The 15,564-nt window shown below is 65.5% G+C and carries 13 protein-coding genes; 8 read left to right on the top strand and 5 right to left on the bottom strand.

The annotated features are described in order from the left end of the window. A complete protein-coding gene (locus ACFQQD_RS03565; protein ID WP_378086307.1) occupies positions 1–1,200 on the top strand; it encodes a cytochrome P450 in 1,200 nt (399 codons plus the stop codon). Here ACFQQD_RS03565 and ACFQQD_RS03570 read toward each other — a convergent pair. Then, positions 1,145–2,911, bottom strand: a complete 1,767-nt coding sequence (locus ACFQQD_RS03570) for a dihydroxyacetone kinase family protein (RefSeq protein WP_378086309.1) — start codon at positions 2,909–2,911, stop codon at positions 1,145–1,147. The two genes, ACFQQD_RS03565 and ACFQQD_RS03570, sit on opposite strands and share 56 nt — an antisense overlap. 112 nt (positions 2,912–3,023) lie before the next feature. On the opposite strand from ACFQQD_RS03570, the gene ACFQQD_RS03575 reads away from it, so the two are divergent. From ACFQQD_RS03575 to ACFQQD_RS03585, 3 genes are all read left to right on the top strand, one after another. Further along, positions 3,024–3,512: a MarR family winged helix-turn-helix transcriptional regulator gene (locus ACFQQD_RS03575; protein ID WP_378086311.1), complete on the top strand. Its 489-nt coding sequence runs from the start codon at positions 3,024–3,026 to the stop codon at positions 3,510–3,512. A 148-nt stretch (positions 3,513–3,660) separates the two neighbouring features. Then, positions 3,661–4,689, top strand: a complete 1,029-nt coding sequence (locus tag ACFQQD_RS03580; protein ID WP_378086313.1) for an ABC transporter substrate-binding protein — start codon at positions 3,661–3,663, stop codon at positions 4,687–4,689. A gap of 84 nt (positions 4,690–4,773) precedes the next feature. Beyond that, positions 4,774–5,544, top strand: coding sequence for an IclR family transcriptional regulator (locus ACFQQD_RS03585; RefSeq protein ID WP_378086315.1), 771 nt, complete (start codon positions 4,774–4,776; stop codon positions 5,542–5,544). Between the two features lie 79 nt (positions 5,545–5,623). Here the strand turns inward: ACFQQD_RS03585 and ACFQQD_RS03590 are convergent, their stop codons facing one another. Further along, the gene (locus ACFQQD_RS03590; RefSeq protein ID WP_378086317.1) at positions 5,624–5,869 is read right to left on the bottom strand and encodes a helix-turn-helix domain-containing protein; all 246 of its coding nucleotides are present in this window, start codon (positions 5,867–5,869) and stop codon (positions 5,624–5,626) included. Further along, positions 5,869–6,576, bottom strand: coding sequence for a hypothetical protein (locus ACFQQD_RS03595; protein WP_378086319.1), 708 nt, complete (start codon positions 6,574–6,576; stop codon positions 5,869–5,871). Before ACFQQD_RS03595 ends, ACFQQD_RS03590 begins: the two co-directional genes overlap by 1 nt. Before the next feature lie 359 nt (positions 6,577–6,935). Here ACFQQD_RS03595 and ACFQQD_RS03600 point away from each other — a divergent pair, with 359 nt between their 5' ends. After that, complete coding sequence (locus ACFQQD_RS03600) at positions 6,936–9,539, top strand: S-layer homology domain-containing protein (protein ID WP_378086321.1); 2,604 nt, start codon at positions 6,936–6,938, stop codon at positions 9,537–9,539. Positions 9,540–9,641: 102 nt separating this feature from the next. Here ACFQQD_RS03600 and ACFQQD_RS03605 read toward each other — a convergent pair whose 3' ends face one another. Further along, positions 9,642–11,381: an MDR family MFS transporter gene (locus tag ACFQQD_RS03605; protein ID WP_378086323.1), complete on the bottom strand. Its 1,740-nt coding sequence runs from the start codon at positions 11,379–11,381 to the stop codon at positions 9,642–9,644. Continuing rightward, positions 11,378–11,998 carry a helix-turn-helix domain-containing protein gene (locus ACFQQD_RS03610; RefSeq protein ID WP_378086325.1) on the bottom strand — a complete coding sequence of 207 codons (621 nt, stop codon included), beginning with the start codon at positions 11,996–11,998 and terminating at the stop codon, positions 11,378–11,380. The genes ACFQQD_RS03605 and ACFQQD_RS03610 overlap by 4 nt, the downstream gene beginning before the upstream one ends. Before the next feature lie 218 nt (positions 11,999–12,216). Between ACFQQD_RS03610 and ACFQQD_RS03615 the strand changes: the two genes are divergently transcribed. The 3 genes from ACFQQD_RS03615 to ACFQQD_RS03625 all read left to right on the top strand — a co-directional run bounded on the left by ACFQQD_RS03615 (position 12,217) and on the right by ACFQQD_RS03625 (position 15,541). Beyond that, positions 12,217–13,608 carry an S-layer homology domain-containing protein gene (locus ACFQQD_RS03615; RefSeq protein WP_378086327.1) on the top strand — a complete coding sequence of 464 codons (1,392 nt, stop codon included), beginning with the start codon at positions 12,217–12,219 and terminating at the stop codon, positions 13,606–13,608. A 76-nt stretch (positions 13,609–13,684) separates the two neighbouring features. Further along, positions 13,685–14,764, top strand: coding sequence for a M14 family zinc carboxypeptidase (locus ACFQQD_RS03620; RefSeq protein WP_378086329.1), 1,080 nt, complete (start codon positions 13,685–13,687; stop codon positions 14,762–14,764). 21 nt (positions 14,765–14,785) lie between these two features. After that, a complete protein-coding gene (locus ACFQQD_RS03625; protein WP_378086331.1) occupies positions 14,786–15,541 on the top strand; it encodes a DUF1648 domain-containing protein in 756 nt (251 codons plus the stop codon). Positions 15,542–15,564 lie beyond the last annotated feature (23 nt).

Here is a 15,564-nt window from a genome sequence, read left to right on the forward strand (position 1 = left end):
GTGACCACCACCACCGCCGACATCCCCACTCTCAACGTCGACCCGTTCTCCGCAGCCTCTCTGGCCGATCCATACCCGGTGGAGGAGGCCATCCGTGAAACTGCCCCGATCGTGTGGCTGGAGCCGCACGGCGTCTGGGCCACCGGCCGTGCCGACGTGGTGCAGGCCGTGTTCGAGGACCATGAGACCTTCATCTCCTCCCACGGCACCGGACTGACCAACACCGCACTGCAGTCCAACTGGCGCAAGCCCAGCGCCATCCTCGAACAGGACCGCCCCCAGCACACGGTCGCGCGGAAGATCATGAACTCCGTGCTCTCGCTCAAGGTCGTCAAACAGCTCAAGGACCATTTCCAGGCCGCGGCCGACACACTGGTCCAGGAGGTCTGCAGCAGAGGCGACATCGACGCCGTCGGGGATCTCGCCGAGGCCTACCCCCTCAGCGTCCTTCCGGATGCCCTCGGCCTGGCGCCGGAGGGGCGGCAGCATCTGCTGGCCTACGCCAATCTCAACTTCCAGGCCATGGGCCCCAAGGACGCCCTGTACGAGGAGGCCGTGGCCAGGGCCGCCGAGGCGCAGGAGTATGTCGAGTGGCAGATCCGGCGGGAGAACCTGGATGAATCCAAACTGGCCGGCAAGATCTTCGCCGCCGCGGATGCCGGGACGATCACGGAGGAGTCAGCCGGCCTGCTCGTCCGCACCTTCCTCTCCGCCGGACTCGACACCACGATCCTCGGCATCGGCAACGCGTTGATGGCCTTGGCCCGGACCCCGCAGGCTTGGACGGCCCTCAGCTCGGATCCGTCCCTGGCGCGGACCGTCTTCGAGGAGACCCTCCGGTACCACTCGCCGAGCCCGTACATCGGGCGCACGGTGGGCACCCGCACCGAGCTCGGCGGAGTCGTGATGGAGCCGGAGCAGAAGATCATCAACTGTCTCGGAGCCGCCAACCGCGATCCGCGGCGCTGGGAGAACCCAACGGCGTTCGACATCACCCGCGACGTGCGGGGCCATGCCGGCTTCGGCTACGGCATCCACGCCTGCGTGGGCCAGATGATGGCTCGAATGGAAGCCGAGAGCCTCCTGACGGCTTTCGCCACGCACGTGGAATCCTTCGAGGTCACGGGCGAGCCGGTGCGCAAGATCAATCACTGGCTGCGGGGTTACGAGTCGATCCCGATGCGCGTGCGGATGACGTGACGCCGTCGTTGGTCTCACTAGTCTCGGTGGCCTCGGAAGTCATCGCCTGAGCCAGGGCGTCCATCCAGCGGTACACGGCCCAGGCGCCCGGGTCGAGATGGCCCTTCACGCGCTCCCCCGCATAACTGGACCGGCCCCGCCGAGGGGCCATGGCTGCCGTGGCCTCCGCCCCTGAGCGCGCCGCACCTGCAGCCCGGCGCAGGGCCTCGGACAGCGGCGCGTCGACCGCAATGCCCAGTGCCTCCGCCGCCGGAGCCAGTGCATCCAGCATGGTGCGGTCCCCCGGTTCGGCCCCGCCGAGTTCCTGGATCCCACGCTGGCCCGCCACCAGGGCGCGTGCCCAGTCGGTCACCGTCGGATTCCCGACGTCGGCCAGCTCTTCCGAGGCCTTCAGCAGCAGGACCGCATAGAGCGGCCCCGAGGTGCCCCCGATGCTCTTGCGCACGATGGCCGACAGTCGCCTCAAGAGCAGATCGGCTCGAGCCGGAAGCCTGTCCGCCTCAGCCAGCACCGCCCGCGCCCCGCGGTCGAGACTGTGGCCGAGGTCGCCGTCGCCGACCTGCTGATCCATGGCCGTCAATTCGGGCTCTGCCTCCTGCAGCGCCGTCAGCACCCGTTCCAGCGCCGATCGCGATGCTCCGGCCAGGCCGGCCCCCTCGAGGGCCAAACTCTCGGCCGCGGGTGCCGGCAGGTAGGGATCATCGTTGACGCGTCCACTCAGGGCGGGCCAGGCACTGGTCTGCACGGGGGCGTCCAGCAGGGTCACCAGGTCGTCGTCGACGGCCAGGACCGACAACGAGACACCCTCCATCTCCATGGCGGTGAGGAACGCGCCGGACCACGCTCGCACCACCGACACACCGTGGGCCCGCAACCAGCTCAGTGCCGCGTCGGCGACCAGGGTGATCTCCATGGCGGAACTGCCGCCGAGATTGTTCACCAACAGGGCCACCGGCTGGCCGGAGGGCAGCTCGCCCGCGGCCAGGCATGAGGACAGCAGGCGGTCGACCGTCGCTGCGGCTGTGACCGCCGGCGAACGCTCCACACCCTGTTCGCCGTGGATGCCGAGTCCCCACTCCACCTCGTCCTCGTCCAAGTGGAAGCTGGGCGTCCCGGCGGCCGGGACCGTGCAGGGGCCCAAGGCCACGCCCATGGTCCTCAGAGCGTTGGCCGCGTTCTCGGCCGCCCGGGCCACCTCCGTCAGGTCCCGGCCGGCTGCTGCCGCCGCACCCGCGACCTTGTGTACCAACACCGTGCCCGCGATGCCGCGATCGCCGGCGTGTTCGGCGGTCCCGGCCAGGGCTACGTCATCGGACACGACGACCATCCGGACATCGATGCCATCCGCCCGGGCCAGTTCCGCCGCCAAACCGAAGTTGAGCCGATCGCCAGTGTAGTTCTTGACCACCAACAGGACCCCGGCCCCCGAGTCCACAGCGCGGATGCCCACCAGCACGTCATCCACGGAGGGCGAGGTGAAGACCTCTCCGGAGACCGCACCGGCCAGCATGCCCGGGCCGACGAATCCGGCGTGAGCTGGTTCGTGCCCGGCTCCACCACCGGAGAGGACCGCAACCGCTCCGCGTCCCGCAGCGGAGGCATCCACCACGGTGTGGGAGCCCTCAAGCAGCCTCAACTGCGGATTGAGCCGGACCAGTCCGGTGAGGGACTCGGCGACGACGTCGTGCGGGTCGTTGATCAGTTTCTTCATCCTGCTCCTTAGTCCTGCGGTGTCTTGCTGTCCTGCTCAGTCCTCATCAGTCCTGCTCAGTCCTGCTCAGTCCTGGATATGCCGTGCCGCGCGTGGGTGGTTTGATGTCTTCATGTCGCCCTCCGCACCGATTCGCACTCGACTCAAACACACGATCGACCGAGAGACGTTCACGCCGGCCTACCTCTCGCTGGTCGACAATGCGCATGTCTGGGGCGGTTCCCGCATCTATAACGAGCATTTCGGCGTCACCTCTCCCGACTTCGCGATCCTGTCGACATTGTCCAACCGCCCCGGTTGTCAGGCGGTGGACATCTCCCAACAAGTCGCCCTGGACAAGTCGGTGGTCAGTCGCCGCCTCCAGCGCCTGGAGGACAAGGACCTGATCTGCTGGGAACTCGAGGGCTCACGCCGTCGCCTGTATTTGACCCGGAAGGGAGCGGAGGTCCACGACGCCGTGCTGCCGATCGCTCTGCAGCGCGCCGAACTGATGGTCCACGGATTCACCGAGGACGAGCGCGAGCAATTGCAGTCCTTCCTGCGCAGGATGTACGAGAACATCCCGTTGATGAACGACCCTGCGGCCCTGTCCCTCGACTGATCCGCCCCGACCGGGTACTTGCCGGATTGTATGTGACGTGGAACACTCGTTGCAATTGCAACCCGGGTGCACATGATGGATCGCTCCAGCCCCGACCCGACCGTCATCTCCGTCCTGATGCACCCTGAACCCCCGAGGCAGGTACCCCATGAAGAGACTCCACGGCGCACTGGCGACCCTGGCGGCGACGATGCTGCTGTTGACCGGCTGCGGAAGCGGATCACCGTCCGGAGCGGTGCCCTCCTCGAGCGAGTCGCAAGCCGACGCGGCCGCGGCCGGCGACGGCGGCAGCAACGAGGAGTTGCGAACCGTCCGCGTTGCCGCGGTGCCCGTGGTGGACGTGGCCGCCATCTACCTGGGCGAGGAGAAGGGCTTCTTCGCCGAGAAGGGGATGACCGTCGACATCCAATTCACCACCGGCAGTTCGATCTCCATCCCAGCTCTGCTGCAGGACCAGTACGACGTGGTCTACACCGGAAGCGTCAACGCGTTCCAGGCGCGGGAGAAGGGGCTTCCGGTGATTGCCATCGCCGAGGGGGGCCGGACCACGGGTGAACCCGGCGCCGATCATGGTGGGGTCCTGGTGGCCGAGGACTCGGAGATCGAAGACGCCGGCGACCTGGAGAACAAGTCCGTCGCCGTCAACGCGGTCAAAGGGCTTCATGAGGCCGCCGTGCGTCAGTCCGTCAAGAAGGCCGGTGGCGATCCGGACCAGGTCGACTTCCTGGAGTTGCCCCTGCCGGACATGCAGGCAGCTCTGGAGAACGGGCAGGTGGACGCCATCTCCACCTCCGAGCCGTTCCTGGGCAATGCCAAAGAGGCGGGCAACCGCCTGATCGCCGACCCCTACATCGACGTGGATCCTGAGTTCGTCGCGGCAACGTACCTGACCTCGGAGCAGAAATGGGCCGAGGAACCGCAGTACATCAAGGACTTCACCGAGGTCGTCAAGAAATCCCAGGAGTACGCGACCGAACACCCCGATGAGTTCCGTACCGAACTCTCGAATTTCACGGAGATCGACCCGGAGACGGCCGAGTCGATGATCCTCACCAAGTTCGGCTGGGGCTTCCCTGAGCGCGCTATGCGACGCGGGGCTGAAGCGACCCAGGAGGCCGGCATCATCTCGGATGCCGACGCCGGGCTCGACGGCCTGGTGGTGGACGTCCTCCAGTAGACGTCGTCGTCCTCCCCAGTGGTTTCGCCTCGTGCCACACTGGCCGAGACAGCGGATTTCTCTGATCTCTCTGAAAGGGAAACTGTGGCCAGGACGTCGGCGGGCCGTTCGTCTCTCAGCCGTGCCGTGGAGATTCTCGACGCCTTCGACTCGGTCTCGGTCTATCTGACGGCCACGCAGATCTCCGAGAGAACCGGCAGCCCGGTCTCCAGCACACACCGCTTGCTGGGTGAGCTCACCTCGCTGGGCCTGGTGGAACGAGCCCCGGATCGGACGTACCGGCTCGGAGCCAGGCTGTGGGAATGGTCGGCCCGGTCCCCGGGGGCGGCCGGACTGCGGGCAGCAGCGTGGCCCCATCTGCATCAGGTACACCATGTGGTCCGCCAGCACGCCCAGATCGGCATCCTCGCGGGCCACGACGTCCTGTTCATCGAGCGACTCTCGGCACCGGACGCCGTGGTGAATTATTCCGTGATCGGTCAACGACTGCCGGCACTGGTCTCCTCATCGGGCCTCGTCCAGGTGGCGTGGCTGCCGGAGTACGAACAAGAGGCGATCCTGGCGGCCGGCCTGGAGCCGTACACCCCCAAAACCGTGACCGATCCGTCCCTCATCCGCCGTCACCTTGCCGACATCCGTCGCAACGGTTATGTGGCCAATGACGGATACGTCCACACCGCGGTGCGCGGCATTGCGGTTCCCCTGCGCGGTCATCAAGACGATGTGCTCGGCGCACTGTCCGTCATCGTGCCCAACGACTCAGCTCCCGTCGGGCCGCATGTGACGGTCCTGAAGAACGCCGCCGCGGCGATATCGCGTGACTATGCGGCGCTCACCCGTGGCCGGCCTTCCTGAGCCTCGGTGAACCCCCGGCCACTTCACTGGGCGGAGCGTCATGGTGACCCCCATGGACCATGGCTGGACGGCCCGGTAGTCAGCGCTGCGCGTCGCTCGGCCGCACCACCAACAGGTCGCCCACCTCGCAATCCAGTGCCTGGCAAATAGCGCGAAGCGTGGAATAACGAATCGCTCTGGCGCGATCGTTCTTCAGCACGGAGAGATTGACGATGCTGATACCGACCTTTTCGCTCAGCCGGGTGAGAGTCATTCCTCGCTGGTCCAGCAGTTCATCGAGCCGACAGTGGATCCCCGTTTCATCGGTATCTGAATCAGGCGACATCAGATCAGACCAACCGTGTCCCTCTGCAACCGTTGTCCATACCGAAACGCTGCCGAGACGGCCAGCAGCGCAAGACCGGCCCAGATGGGCCAGAAATCTACGCTCCAGTCATACCCTGGTTTCGGGAGGCCGATGACATGGTTGATGTCGTCCCAGTTCACCTGGTCGGTCTGGATTATCCCCCCATCGATGCCGAGCACTTTCGCTGACGCCAGGCCACCCGCAACCGCGTCACACACCTGCCAGCCGATGCCTCCGACCATGACCGCCATTGCCGTCACGTTGAGGCCTCGGATCAGCGCCAGGTGAAAGGGGTTCCGCCGAAGGAGGCTGGTGCACAGCATTGCCACCACCACGCCGATGGCGACATTCGTTGCACCTTGTAACACGTCACCCGATGCGAGCCAGATCCGCGTGGGCATTTCCAGGCCGGTCACATCAACCGTCGCCTGGGAGAATCCTCCCGTCACCACGTGGGCGGTCGCTCCACTCACCTGTGCCGCGGCCGGCAGCTCTGGCCAGAATGTCTCAACTGGCAGGTGCACGTTCACGGTGCTGGCGTAGAGCTTTCCGAGAGCATCAACGAGCGCACCCGAGAGGCTGACAACAGCCCAAACCACGGCGACACCCCTGGTCACCCGCGCCACTCGCAGGCTGCGGACGTCCGTGTCCCGCATGCCCTCACGGCGAAGGTTGGCGACAACCACTCCACCAACTGCCACCACCAGCACAAGGGAGGCGACGGCCCACCACGGTAACCCCACTAGACCACCCTTCGTGGTTTCACAGCGAACTCGTCACGCCTATCGCCGACGGACCGTGACGCTTAACGAGCATCATTATTATCGACAGTCGTTAAACCTAGTCCCGTGCCTGTCGAAATACCAGTACATGCGGCGCATCAGCGGCAATGTCCTCCGTTCTTAGCGTGGTGTTCACCGAACGCTCTCCTGTTGGTTGACACGCACCGATCAACTGGACGAGTCACCGTGGGGAATCCCACACCACATCACTCGCAACGGCCCGTGACCCCAGCGGGCCGCAGGGGAATGAATCGGAGCCCAATATGCAGCGCAAGCTTCCAGCGGCCGCACTGGCCGGACTTCTGACGATCGGAATCGTGGCCGCGCCGGCCATTGCCAGCCTTCAGGGAGACCGAGCCGGGCAGGCTCCTGACAAGACCTCCACCACGCTGGCTGTCTCCGCCTCGGACATCGAGGATTGTGAGCTTCCCGACTTCGCGGACAATCAGGCCGGCTCGGCCTTCTACCAGGCAGTTCGCTGGGCGTCCTGCGCCGGTATCTCGGCCGGCTACGCCTCGGACAACACCTTCCGCAAGACTCGCGACATCACTCGCGGGGAGACCGCAGCGTTCCTGCACCGCATGGTGAAGCCCGAGTTCGACGCTCCTCAGGACAGCCCCTTCGGTGACGTCAACGCCGGTGGCGCCTACTTCACACCGATCACGTGGGCCGAGGCCGAGGGCATCACGGTCGGACAGGACGACGGCAACTTCGGCGTCTCCAAGCCGGTGACCCGTGGACAGTTCGCCGCATTCCTTTTCGGGCTGGAAGACCCGGAGTTCACCTCTCCCGAGGACGCTCCCTTCGAGGACCTGAATCCGGGCGGAGCAAACTTCACCGCCATCTCGTGGCTCGCGGAGAACGACATCTCGGTCGGCGACACCGAGGGCAACTTCAGCCAGTCCCGGGCCATCACTCGCGCCGAGATGGCTCAGATGCTGCTGAAGTACACCGAGCAGAAGAGCGACGACACGCCGGACCCGAAACCCACCGATCCCGAACCCACCGATCCCGAGCCGACCGACCCGGAACCCACTGACCCCGAGCCGACGGAACCCGAGCCGGAGATGCCCGAGGGCGAGCCGGTCCTGCTGACCGACCCGTTCCTGCAGGCTCCTGAGCAGGGCCAGACCAACGTCGTCTGGTTCACCGAGCTCGAGGGCGATCAGCACTGGGTTCTGACCGGTGACGTCTACGACCTGAGCCCCGAGCAGATCAGCACCTCCGTCAAGAAGGCCGCGGCCTCCACCGACGGCGTGTTCCAGTCCCAGGCTGACAACGTGCAGTTCACCGTGACTCGGGCCGAGACCACTCAGATGTCCCGCACCGCCGAGGACGCGCAGTCGGCGTTGTCGGATGCTCCGGCCGAAGAGGACGGCATCGTCTCCCGCGATGTGTTCCGTCACGAGGCCACCGTGACCGGCATCGAGGACGCCGGCGAGGTGCCCTACCGCGTGGTCTCCGTCCTGGACGGCGAGCCGGTTCTCTCCGACACCTTCGCTCTTGAGGATGCCCCGACGGCCGACGAGGACATCAACGTCCTGCTCACCTCGGACCACCAGGCCAAGACGAACGCCCCGGCCAACCTGCAGGCGGCCGAGAACGTCATGGGTGACATCGACGCCGTCTTCATGGCCGGCGATCTCGTCAATGTCCCGGACCGCGCCTCGGAGTGGTTCGACTCGGAGAACGGGTTGGCGTTCTTCCGCGGTTTGCAGGGCAACGCCGGCTTCGAGGCACCCAACGGCCAGACCTACGACGGCGGCGAGATCCTGCAGTACGCCCCGATCTACCCGGCCATCGGCAACCACGAGGTCCAGGGCCGGGTCGACGGTCAGACGTCGTTGAGCGAGTCCTTCAACTCACCCGTGCCGCGCGAGGTGGCTGAGGCCGAGTACGAGAAGGTCGCCTCCGAGGTCAACCCGGATAACGATCCTCAGATTAAGGCTCAGTGGATCGAGGACAACTCCTTCTCCACCACCACCTACGAGGAGATGTTCACGCTGCCGGAGTCCGAATCCGGCGGAGAGCGCTACTACGCCACGAACGTGGGCAACATCCGCCTGATCTCTTTGTTCTCCACCCGGATCTGGCGCTCCGCCACCGCGGATGCCGATCCGGCCGCACGACTGGCGGCCTCCCGCTACCAGGAATCGGCTGACACGCTGGACAAGCCGCTGGAACAGGGCCACGGGGAGTTCATCTTCGAAAGCCTGGCCGTGGATTCGGACCAGTACACGTGGCTCAAGAAGGAACTGGCGTCGGACGCGGCCAACGAGGCTGACCACGTGGTCATCATGATGCACGAGGGGCCGCAGGGCCTCGGCGACAACATCATGCCGCACTTCTCCGACCCCAAGAAGATCGAGGAGAAGGACGAGGAGGGCAACGTCACCGGCATTCGCTACGAGTACGAGGCCAAGGACAACAAGCTCCTCACCGACCTCACCCCGCTGATCGACGCCGAGGGCACCAACGTGGACCTCGTCTTCAACGGCCACTCCCACCTGTGGAACCGTTTCGAGTCGGACCACGGTGTGAACTACCTGGAGACCTCGAACGTGGGCAACACCTACGGCGCCTACCACGAACTTTCCGGTGAGTCCCGGGAGCTTCCGGGCGAGCCGTGGGACGACAGCAACTACGTGGCCCAGGGCAACCCCGGTGGCCTGGAGCCGATCGTTCCGACCGAGCGCCCGTTCATGTCAGTGGTGGATGACAGCGTCGAGGCTCCGTACGTGGCCTCCAATGACCAGAGCGTGTTCACCTCGCTGGACTCCGATTCCGGCGCCGTGACCAGCTATGTGCTGGACACCAACGACCCGGACGCCGAGCCGAAGCCCATGGACCTGTTCATGCTCGACTGATCCGCACAGTCCCTCACGGGCCGACAAGATCTCCCGTGAAGGACGGCACATGCGAAAGGGCCGCCGGCGTCAACGTGACGCCGGCGGCCCTTTCGCTTCGCCTCAGCTGCGGCGACTGACCGCCTCGCGATCCTCGGTCTGGTGCTCGTCCGTCTGGTGCTCGGCCGCCTCCTGACCGGGACGGTCGCGCTCGGCCTCGGCCCGCGCGTCGTCCTCGGCCGAGGCCTGGACGACCTCGGGCGCCCGAGGGGACACGATGGAGTTGCTACCGGTGGCGAGCGGATCCGAGTCGATGCCCCGCTCGATCCGGGTGGCCAACGGCTTCTCCGTGATGAACGTCAGCAGTACCGCGGCGATGACGCCCAATGGCGCGATCCACAGGTAGATCGGTGTCAGCGCATCGCTGTAGGCCGTCACCACGGTGTCGTGGATGGCCGGGGGCAGTTGCCCCACGCTGGCCGGCGTCAGCGACTCGGAGCTGCCCATCTGGCCCGCCGCCGCGGCCGGCATGCGCTCAGTAAACAGCGGAGCCAGGCGAGAGGTGAACAGGCTGCCGACCAGGGAGGAGCCCAACGTGGCGCCGATCTGACGGAAGTAGTTGTTCGACGCGGTGGCGGTGCCCACCATGCTGATGTGGAAGGTGTTCTGGACCATCAACACGAGAATCTGCATCGACAGTCCGAGCCCGACACCCAGCACAGCCATGTCCAGGCAGGCGAACCACACCGGGTGCTCTGGGTCCAGGGTGGAGAGCATCACCATGGCGATGGCGATAATGATGCTGCCCGCAACGGGGTACCACTTGTAGTTGCCGCGCTTGGACACCAGCTGACCTGTCGTGATCGAGGTGAGGAGCATCATGCCCATCATCGGGATCATCAGCAGACCCGAACCAGTGGCGTCCACACCGAAGGCCATCTGAAGGTAGGTGGGCATGTAGCCCAGAGCACCGAACATGGACACGCCGATGAACAGTCCCGCGATAGTGGCGAGGTTGAAGTTCTTCTCCCGGAACAGGCTCATCGGAATGATCGGCTCCGCGCTGCGGCGCTCCACGAGCACGAACACGACGGCGGCGATCAAGAACAGGGCGATGAGCCCCAGAATCACGGGGTCGGTCCAGGCGTAGTCGCCCCCACCCCACGTAGTGACGAGCACCAGGGCCGTGGTGGCGACCGAGATCATCACCATGCCGCCCCAGTCCAGCGTGGGACGACCGACATTCTTACGCGGGAGCTTCAGATAGAAGATGGCCGCGAACAGCGCGAGGAGTCCCAGGGGAATGGAGATCCAGAAGGCCCAGCGCCAACCGGGACCTTCCGTGAACCAGCCGCCGAGCAGCGGGCCGGCCACGGAGGAGAGGGCGAAAACGCCGCCCATGATGCCCATGTAGCGGCCGCGTTCCCGGGCCGGGACCACATCGGCGATCGAGGCCTGGGACAGGATCATCAGACCACCACCGCCCAGGCCCTGGATCACACGGGCGACGATGAGCACGGTCATGTTTCCGGCCAGGGCACCGACCACGGAGCCCGCCATGAAGACGATGATGGCGAAGATCAGCAGCGGCCGCCGGCCGATCTGGTCTCCCAGCTTGCCGTAGATCGGCATGGCGATGGTCGCGGCTAAGATGAAGGCCGTGATGACCCACACCATCTGGCTGACGCCGTTGAGTTCGCCGACGACGGTGGGCAGCGCGGTGCTGAACACGGTCTGGTTCAGCGAGAAGAGCAGCATCGCCAGCATGAGGCCGATGAACAGCGGTACGAGGGTGCCGGCGGGGACGGTACCTGAAGAAGGTGCTGCAGGCCCCTCGCGGGGCTCGCGTGTGGTGTCGTTCATGAAAGCTTCCTGTAGAGATCTTGGTAAAGGTCGAGCGCGTCGTCCACGGTGTGCCGGTCGAGGTATTCGCCGGTCGTTCCCCGAGTTCCGACGAGGTAGCGCAGGGGCACACCGGCGGCCATGGTGAGCATGCGGGCCGTCTCCTCCACGCTGTGGCTGTTGAGACCGTGGGCCCACTCGGGATGCTGGGCCATGGCCTCTGCGATGGCCTGGTACACCAGGTCTTCGCCCTGAAGCATCATTTCCCGGCGGCGCAGCAAGAGGTGCGGGAACTTGTCGAACAGACGTCCCCGGCGCTCCGCATCACCTTCTGCATAGGTGCTGCGGCCCACGGACAACAACAGCTCCGTGGTGCGATGGATCAGGCCATCGCCGTCGAGAAAGTCCTCCGGCAGTTCGGGAACGGTGGGGGCCCGGACCCCGAGGATCGCGTCCTCCTTGGTGGAGAAGTAGTTGAAGAACGTCCGTTGCGAGATCCCGGCCTCACTGGCGATGGCCTCGACGGTGACACAGCTCATGTCCCCGTCCAAGGCCAGGTCCGCCGCGGCATCGTGAATGGCATGCCAGGTCTCGGTCTTTTTGCGCTCGCGAAGAGAGGTGGATTCTGCTGGGGGCATGGCTCTATTTTTGCACAACTGCACATTATGCGCAACTGCACTTTTGCAGTGATGTACGTTACATGAAACCTTGCACTCCATCTGGGGGCGATTCGGGCCAACCGGTGTTCTCGCTCGTTCGCATCAGATAGGTTCAAAGTGTTCTGCCCGGGGCCACACCGCGGCACACGGGGCCATACGGGCCACTCATCTCGCACCGCATCTTGAGGGGATTCTTCATGACCGTCAGCACTGCGCCCGGGCGACGCTCGGGTCTGTTCTCGTCCATAGCCGCCACCACGGGCATTCTGAGTGTCACCCTCGGGATGCTGTTCAGCGGCGGCGCCGCCCAGGCCGCACCACTCGCACCCGCCCCTACCGGCGCGACCGAGTCCAGCGTCTCGGATTCGACCTCGGACACGGGCGTCTCCGCGACAGACACGGACGGCGCGATCCGCAACTTCTCCGACGGCGGCACGATCGCCGGCGACTCCGGAAACGCCGTCACCGACCTCTCCGGGTGCCCTCGGCTGAACTTCACGGACAATCGCACCGACTCGGCCTACTACCGCGCCGTGCGCTGGATGCAGTGCGCCGGCATGACGGCCGGGCGAGCCGACCACTCCTTCGGCAAGAACACCGACGTCACGCGTGCCGAGATGTCGGCGTTCTTGTTCGGCATGGAGAAGCCGGCCGGCTACCAGGCTCCCTCCAGCGCCGTCTTCGCCGACGTCAAGCCCGGAACCTCGTTCTTCCGACCGATCTCCTGGGCCTCTGCCGAGCGCATCGTGAGCGGCTTCGCCGATGGAACCTTCAAGAAGAACAGCTCACTGACCCGGGCGCACTTGGCACAGATGCTGTACAAGATGTCCGGCTCCACGCACCAGGCCTCCGGTCGTTTCTTCACTGATATGAATTCCTCCTCCGGCTTTGCCGACGCCGTCAGCTGGCTCAAGGCGGCCGGCATCACCTCCGGCTATCAGGACGGCAGCTTCAAGCCGAGCCGAAGCATTTCTCGCGCGGAGGCCGCGTCGTTCCTGTACGAGTACGCGCGGGCCACCGGGCAGAAGACCAATGCTCCCGTGGGCACGAACGGCCCACTGACCAATGCCCAGTGGGCCGCTGAAGCCAAACGCAACATCCGCGCCTGGTGTGGCACCGATTACGACCTGACCGCTGCCCCCGGCATTCAGAACAAGGCCGGCTTCGAGTACAACACCCGCAACGGCGCCATGGTTCGCAGCTCGCTCTACGAGTACATGCATCTGTCCACCACGGTCTTCGAAGGAACGACTCAACAGGTCGATCCAGACCATCCGGCCGCTCGCTTCATCCAGATGCACGAATGCGCCCACTTGATCCAGTTTCGGAATTACGGCTGGGACGGCCCGGCCACGCGCCAGGCCATGGACCGGTTGTACCCGAACCCGGCCACGAGCAAGAAGAACTCTTTCCGCGCTGGCTATTCCTATGAGAGCGGACTGGAGCACATGGCGGACTGCATGGCCGATTCAATGGGTGGCCTGCGCTACGGCGACTCCACGATCAAGTACAGCGCCGGCTATGGCGGCGACTGCACAGCGTCTCAGAAGATCTGGGCCAAGAGACTGGTGGCCGGCGAGCGCCTCTGAACCAGCCACGGAAGCCTTGACGAGTCTTCCCGGTGTCGGTTGACTGAAGTGATCTACGTCACTCTGAGAGGGAACCATGACTCGCCCATCGCACTCTGCACCCCATGCCTCGACTGCCCGCCGGATCACCGCCGTGGCTCTGGCCGCCGGCCTGACGCTAGGGTCCGGCCTCGCAGCTCAGCCGGCCTTCGCCGTCGGCGACGGTCCGAACTACGGCGGCAACGAGACGATCAACACCTCCATTCTCAGCACCTATGACGAGTTGGCGGCTGAACTGCAGAAGCAGGACGCCAAGCAGTCGGCCATGGAGCTGGAGGTGATCGGGCAGACGGTCAAAGGCCGAGACATCCATCTGGCGAAGTACATCTCCGATCCGGAGAATCCGACCATCCTGTATCTCACGCAGCAGCACGGCAACGAACAGCTGACCACCGAGGGCGCTCTGACCTTCATCAAGTCGCTGGGCAGCGGGAAGATGAAGGGCGTGCTGGACGGCGTCAACATTCTGGTCCTGCCGATGCTCAATGCGGACGGCGCCATGGGCGATGTCGACTTCTCTCTCGAGGACTACATCGCCTCCGGCGACCGCCACCTGACCCGCTACAACGCCAACGAGGTGGACCTGAACCGGGATCACATCACGAAGATCGAGCCGGAGACCCGAGCACTACACGAAAACGTGCTCCAGGCCTATGACATCGACTACATGATCGACCTGCATCACCAAGGTTCGCGGTCCCGGGCCGACGGCGAACTGGTGTCCGGTTCGATTCTGTACCCGACCACACCGAACGTGGACGCGGCCGTCCTGGACGGTTCGCAACGGCTCGGATCGATCGTCTACGGAGCCATCGAGCCAACCGGATGGGGCCACCTGGGCAAATACGTGGGCGGCACCGGAGAGAACATCGGCCGCAACGGGATCGCCGTGGAGTACGGCATCTCCACGCTGCTGTTCGAGATGCGGGGCATGGCCGACCACGAGAACCCGGGCTCGGTACTGGGCCAGAAGTCCAACGGCTACCTGATCAAGCAGACGGTCACGACCCTGGAAGCCACGGCCCGCGCCATCGCCGACGGATCGGTCGAGACGGCGGACACCACCTTCTGGGACACCCTCACCGAACAGTCCTGGGCCGGTTGGCCGGCCGAATGAGCTGACTTCTAGAATGGTCGGGTGACGGATGACGACGGCTCCCTGACCGAACTCCGCCGGGGCCGGGCCGCAGCCTGGACGCCATTCCTGCTGGCCGCCGTCGTGCTGGCCGGCCTGTTCGCCTGGGGCAGCCAGGCCTTCAGCCACCTCCCCGAGGTCTTCCCCACGCACTGGGGGCCGAGCGGCGAGCCTGACGCGTGGGAGGAGAAGTCGTTCGGCACGGTCTTCATCGGACCGCTCAGCGCGGCCGGCACCACCGCGCTGATGGGACTGCTCGCTCTCCTCGTTCCGGCAATGCTCCTGCCCCCGAAGGATTCCTCCGCGTGGGGCCGTGTCCAACAGGAGGGCCGTCGTCGAGCCACGGTGTCGGTGCTGGGCTGGGTCTCCCTGCTGACGGCCATCTTCGTGGGAGCGCTCAGTGTCCAGACCTGGACCGCGCCGGGCGAGATCTCCATGACGGTGCCGCTGACGCTGTACATGCTCGGGCTCGGGTTCGCGATCGTGCTGCCCTTTCGTCGATGGCAACGCTGGTCCCAGCGATGGGCATCAGAGGCCGGGCTGCATCCAAGTCCGGAGGAAGCCGCGGAGGAGAAGCTGTGGCTGCCCGGCGGTATCTACAACAATCCGGACGAACCGCGCGTCCTGGTCCCCAAAAGAGAAGGCCTCGGCACTGGTTTGACCGTCAACGTCGGCCACCGGAACGGTCGTCTCGCCGTTGGGGTGTTCGTGGTGCTGATGATCGCCTTTCCGGTGGCTCTGACGCTCGTGGCCTCGTGACGGCGCCCTCGGTGGGAAGAGCA

It is taken from the genome of Citricoccus sp. GCM10030269, assembly GCF_042665635.1.
In the GTDB taxonomy this organism is placed as follows: domain Bacteria; phylum Actinomycetota; class Actinomycetes; order Actinomycetales; family Micrococcaceae; genus Citricoccus.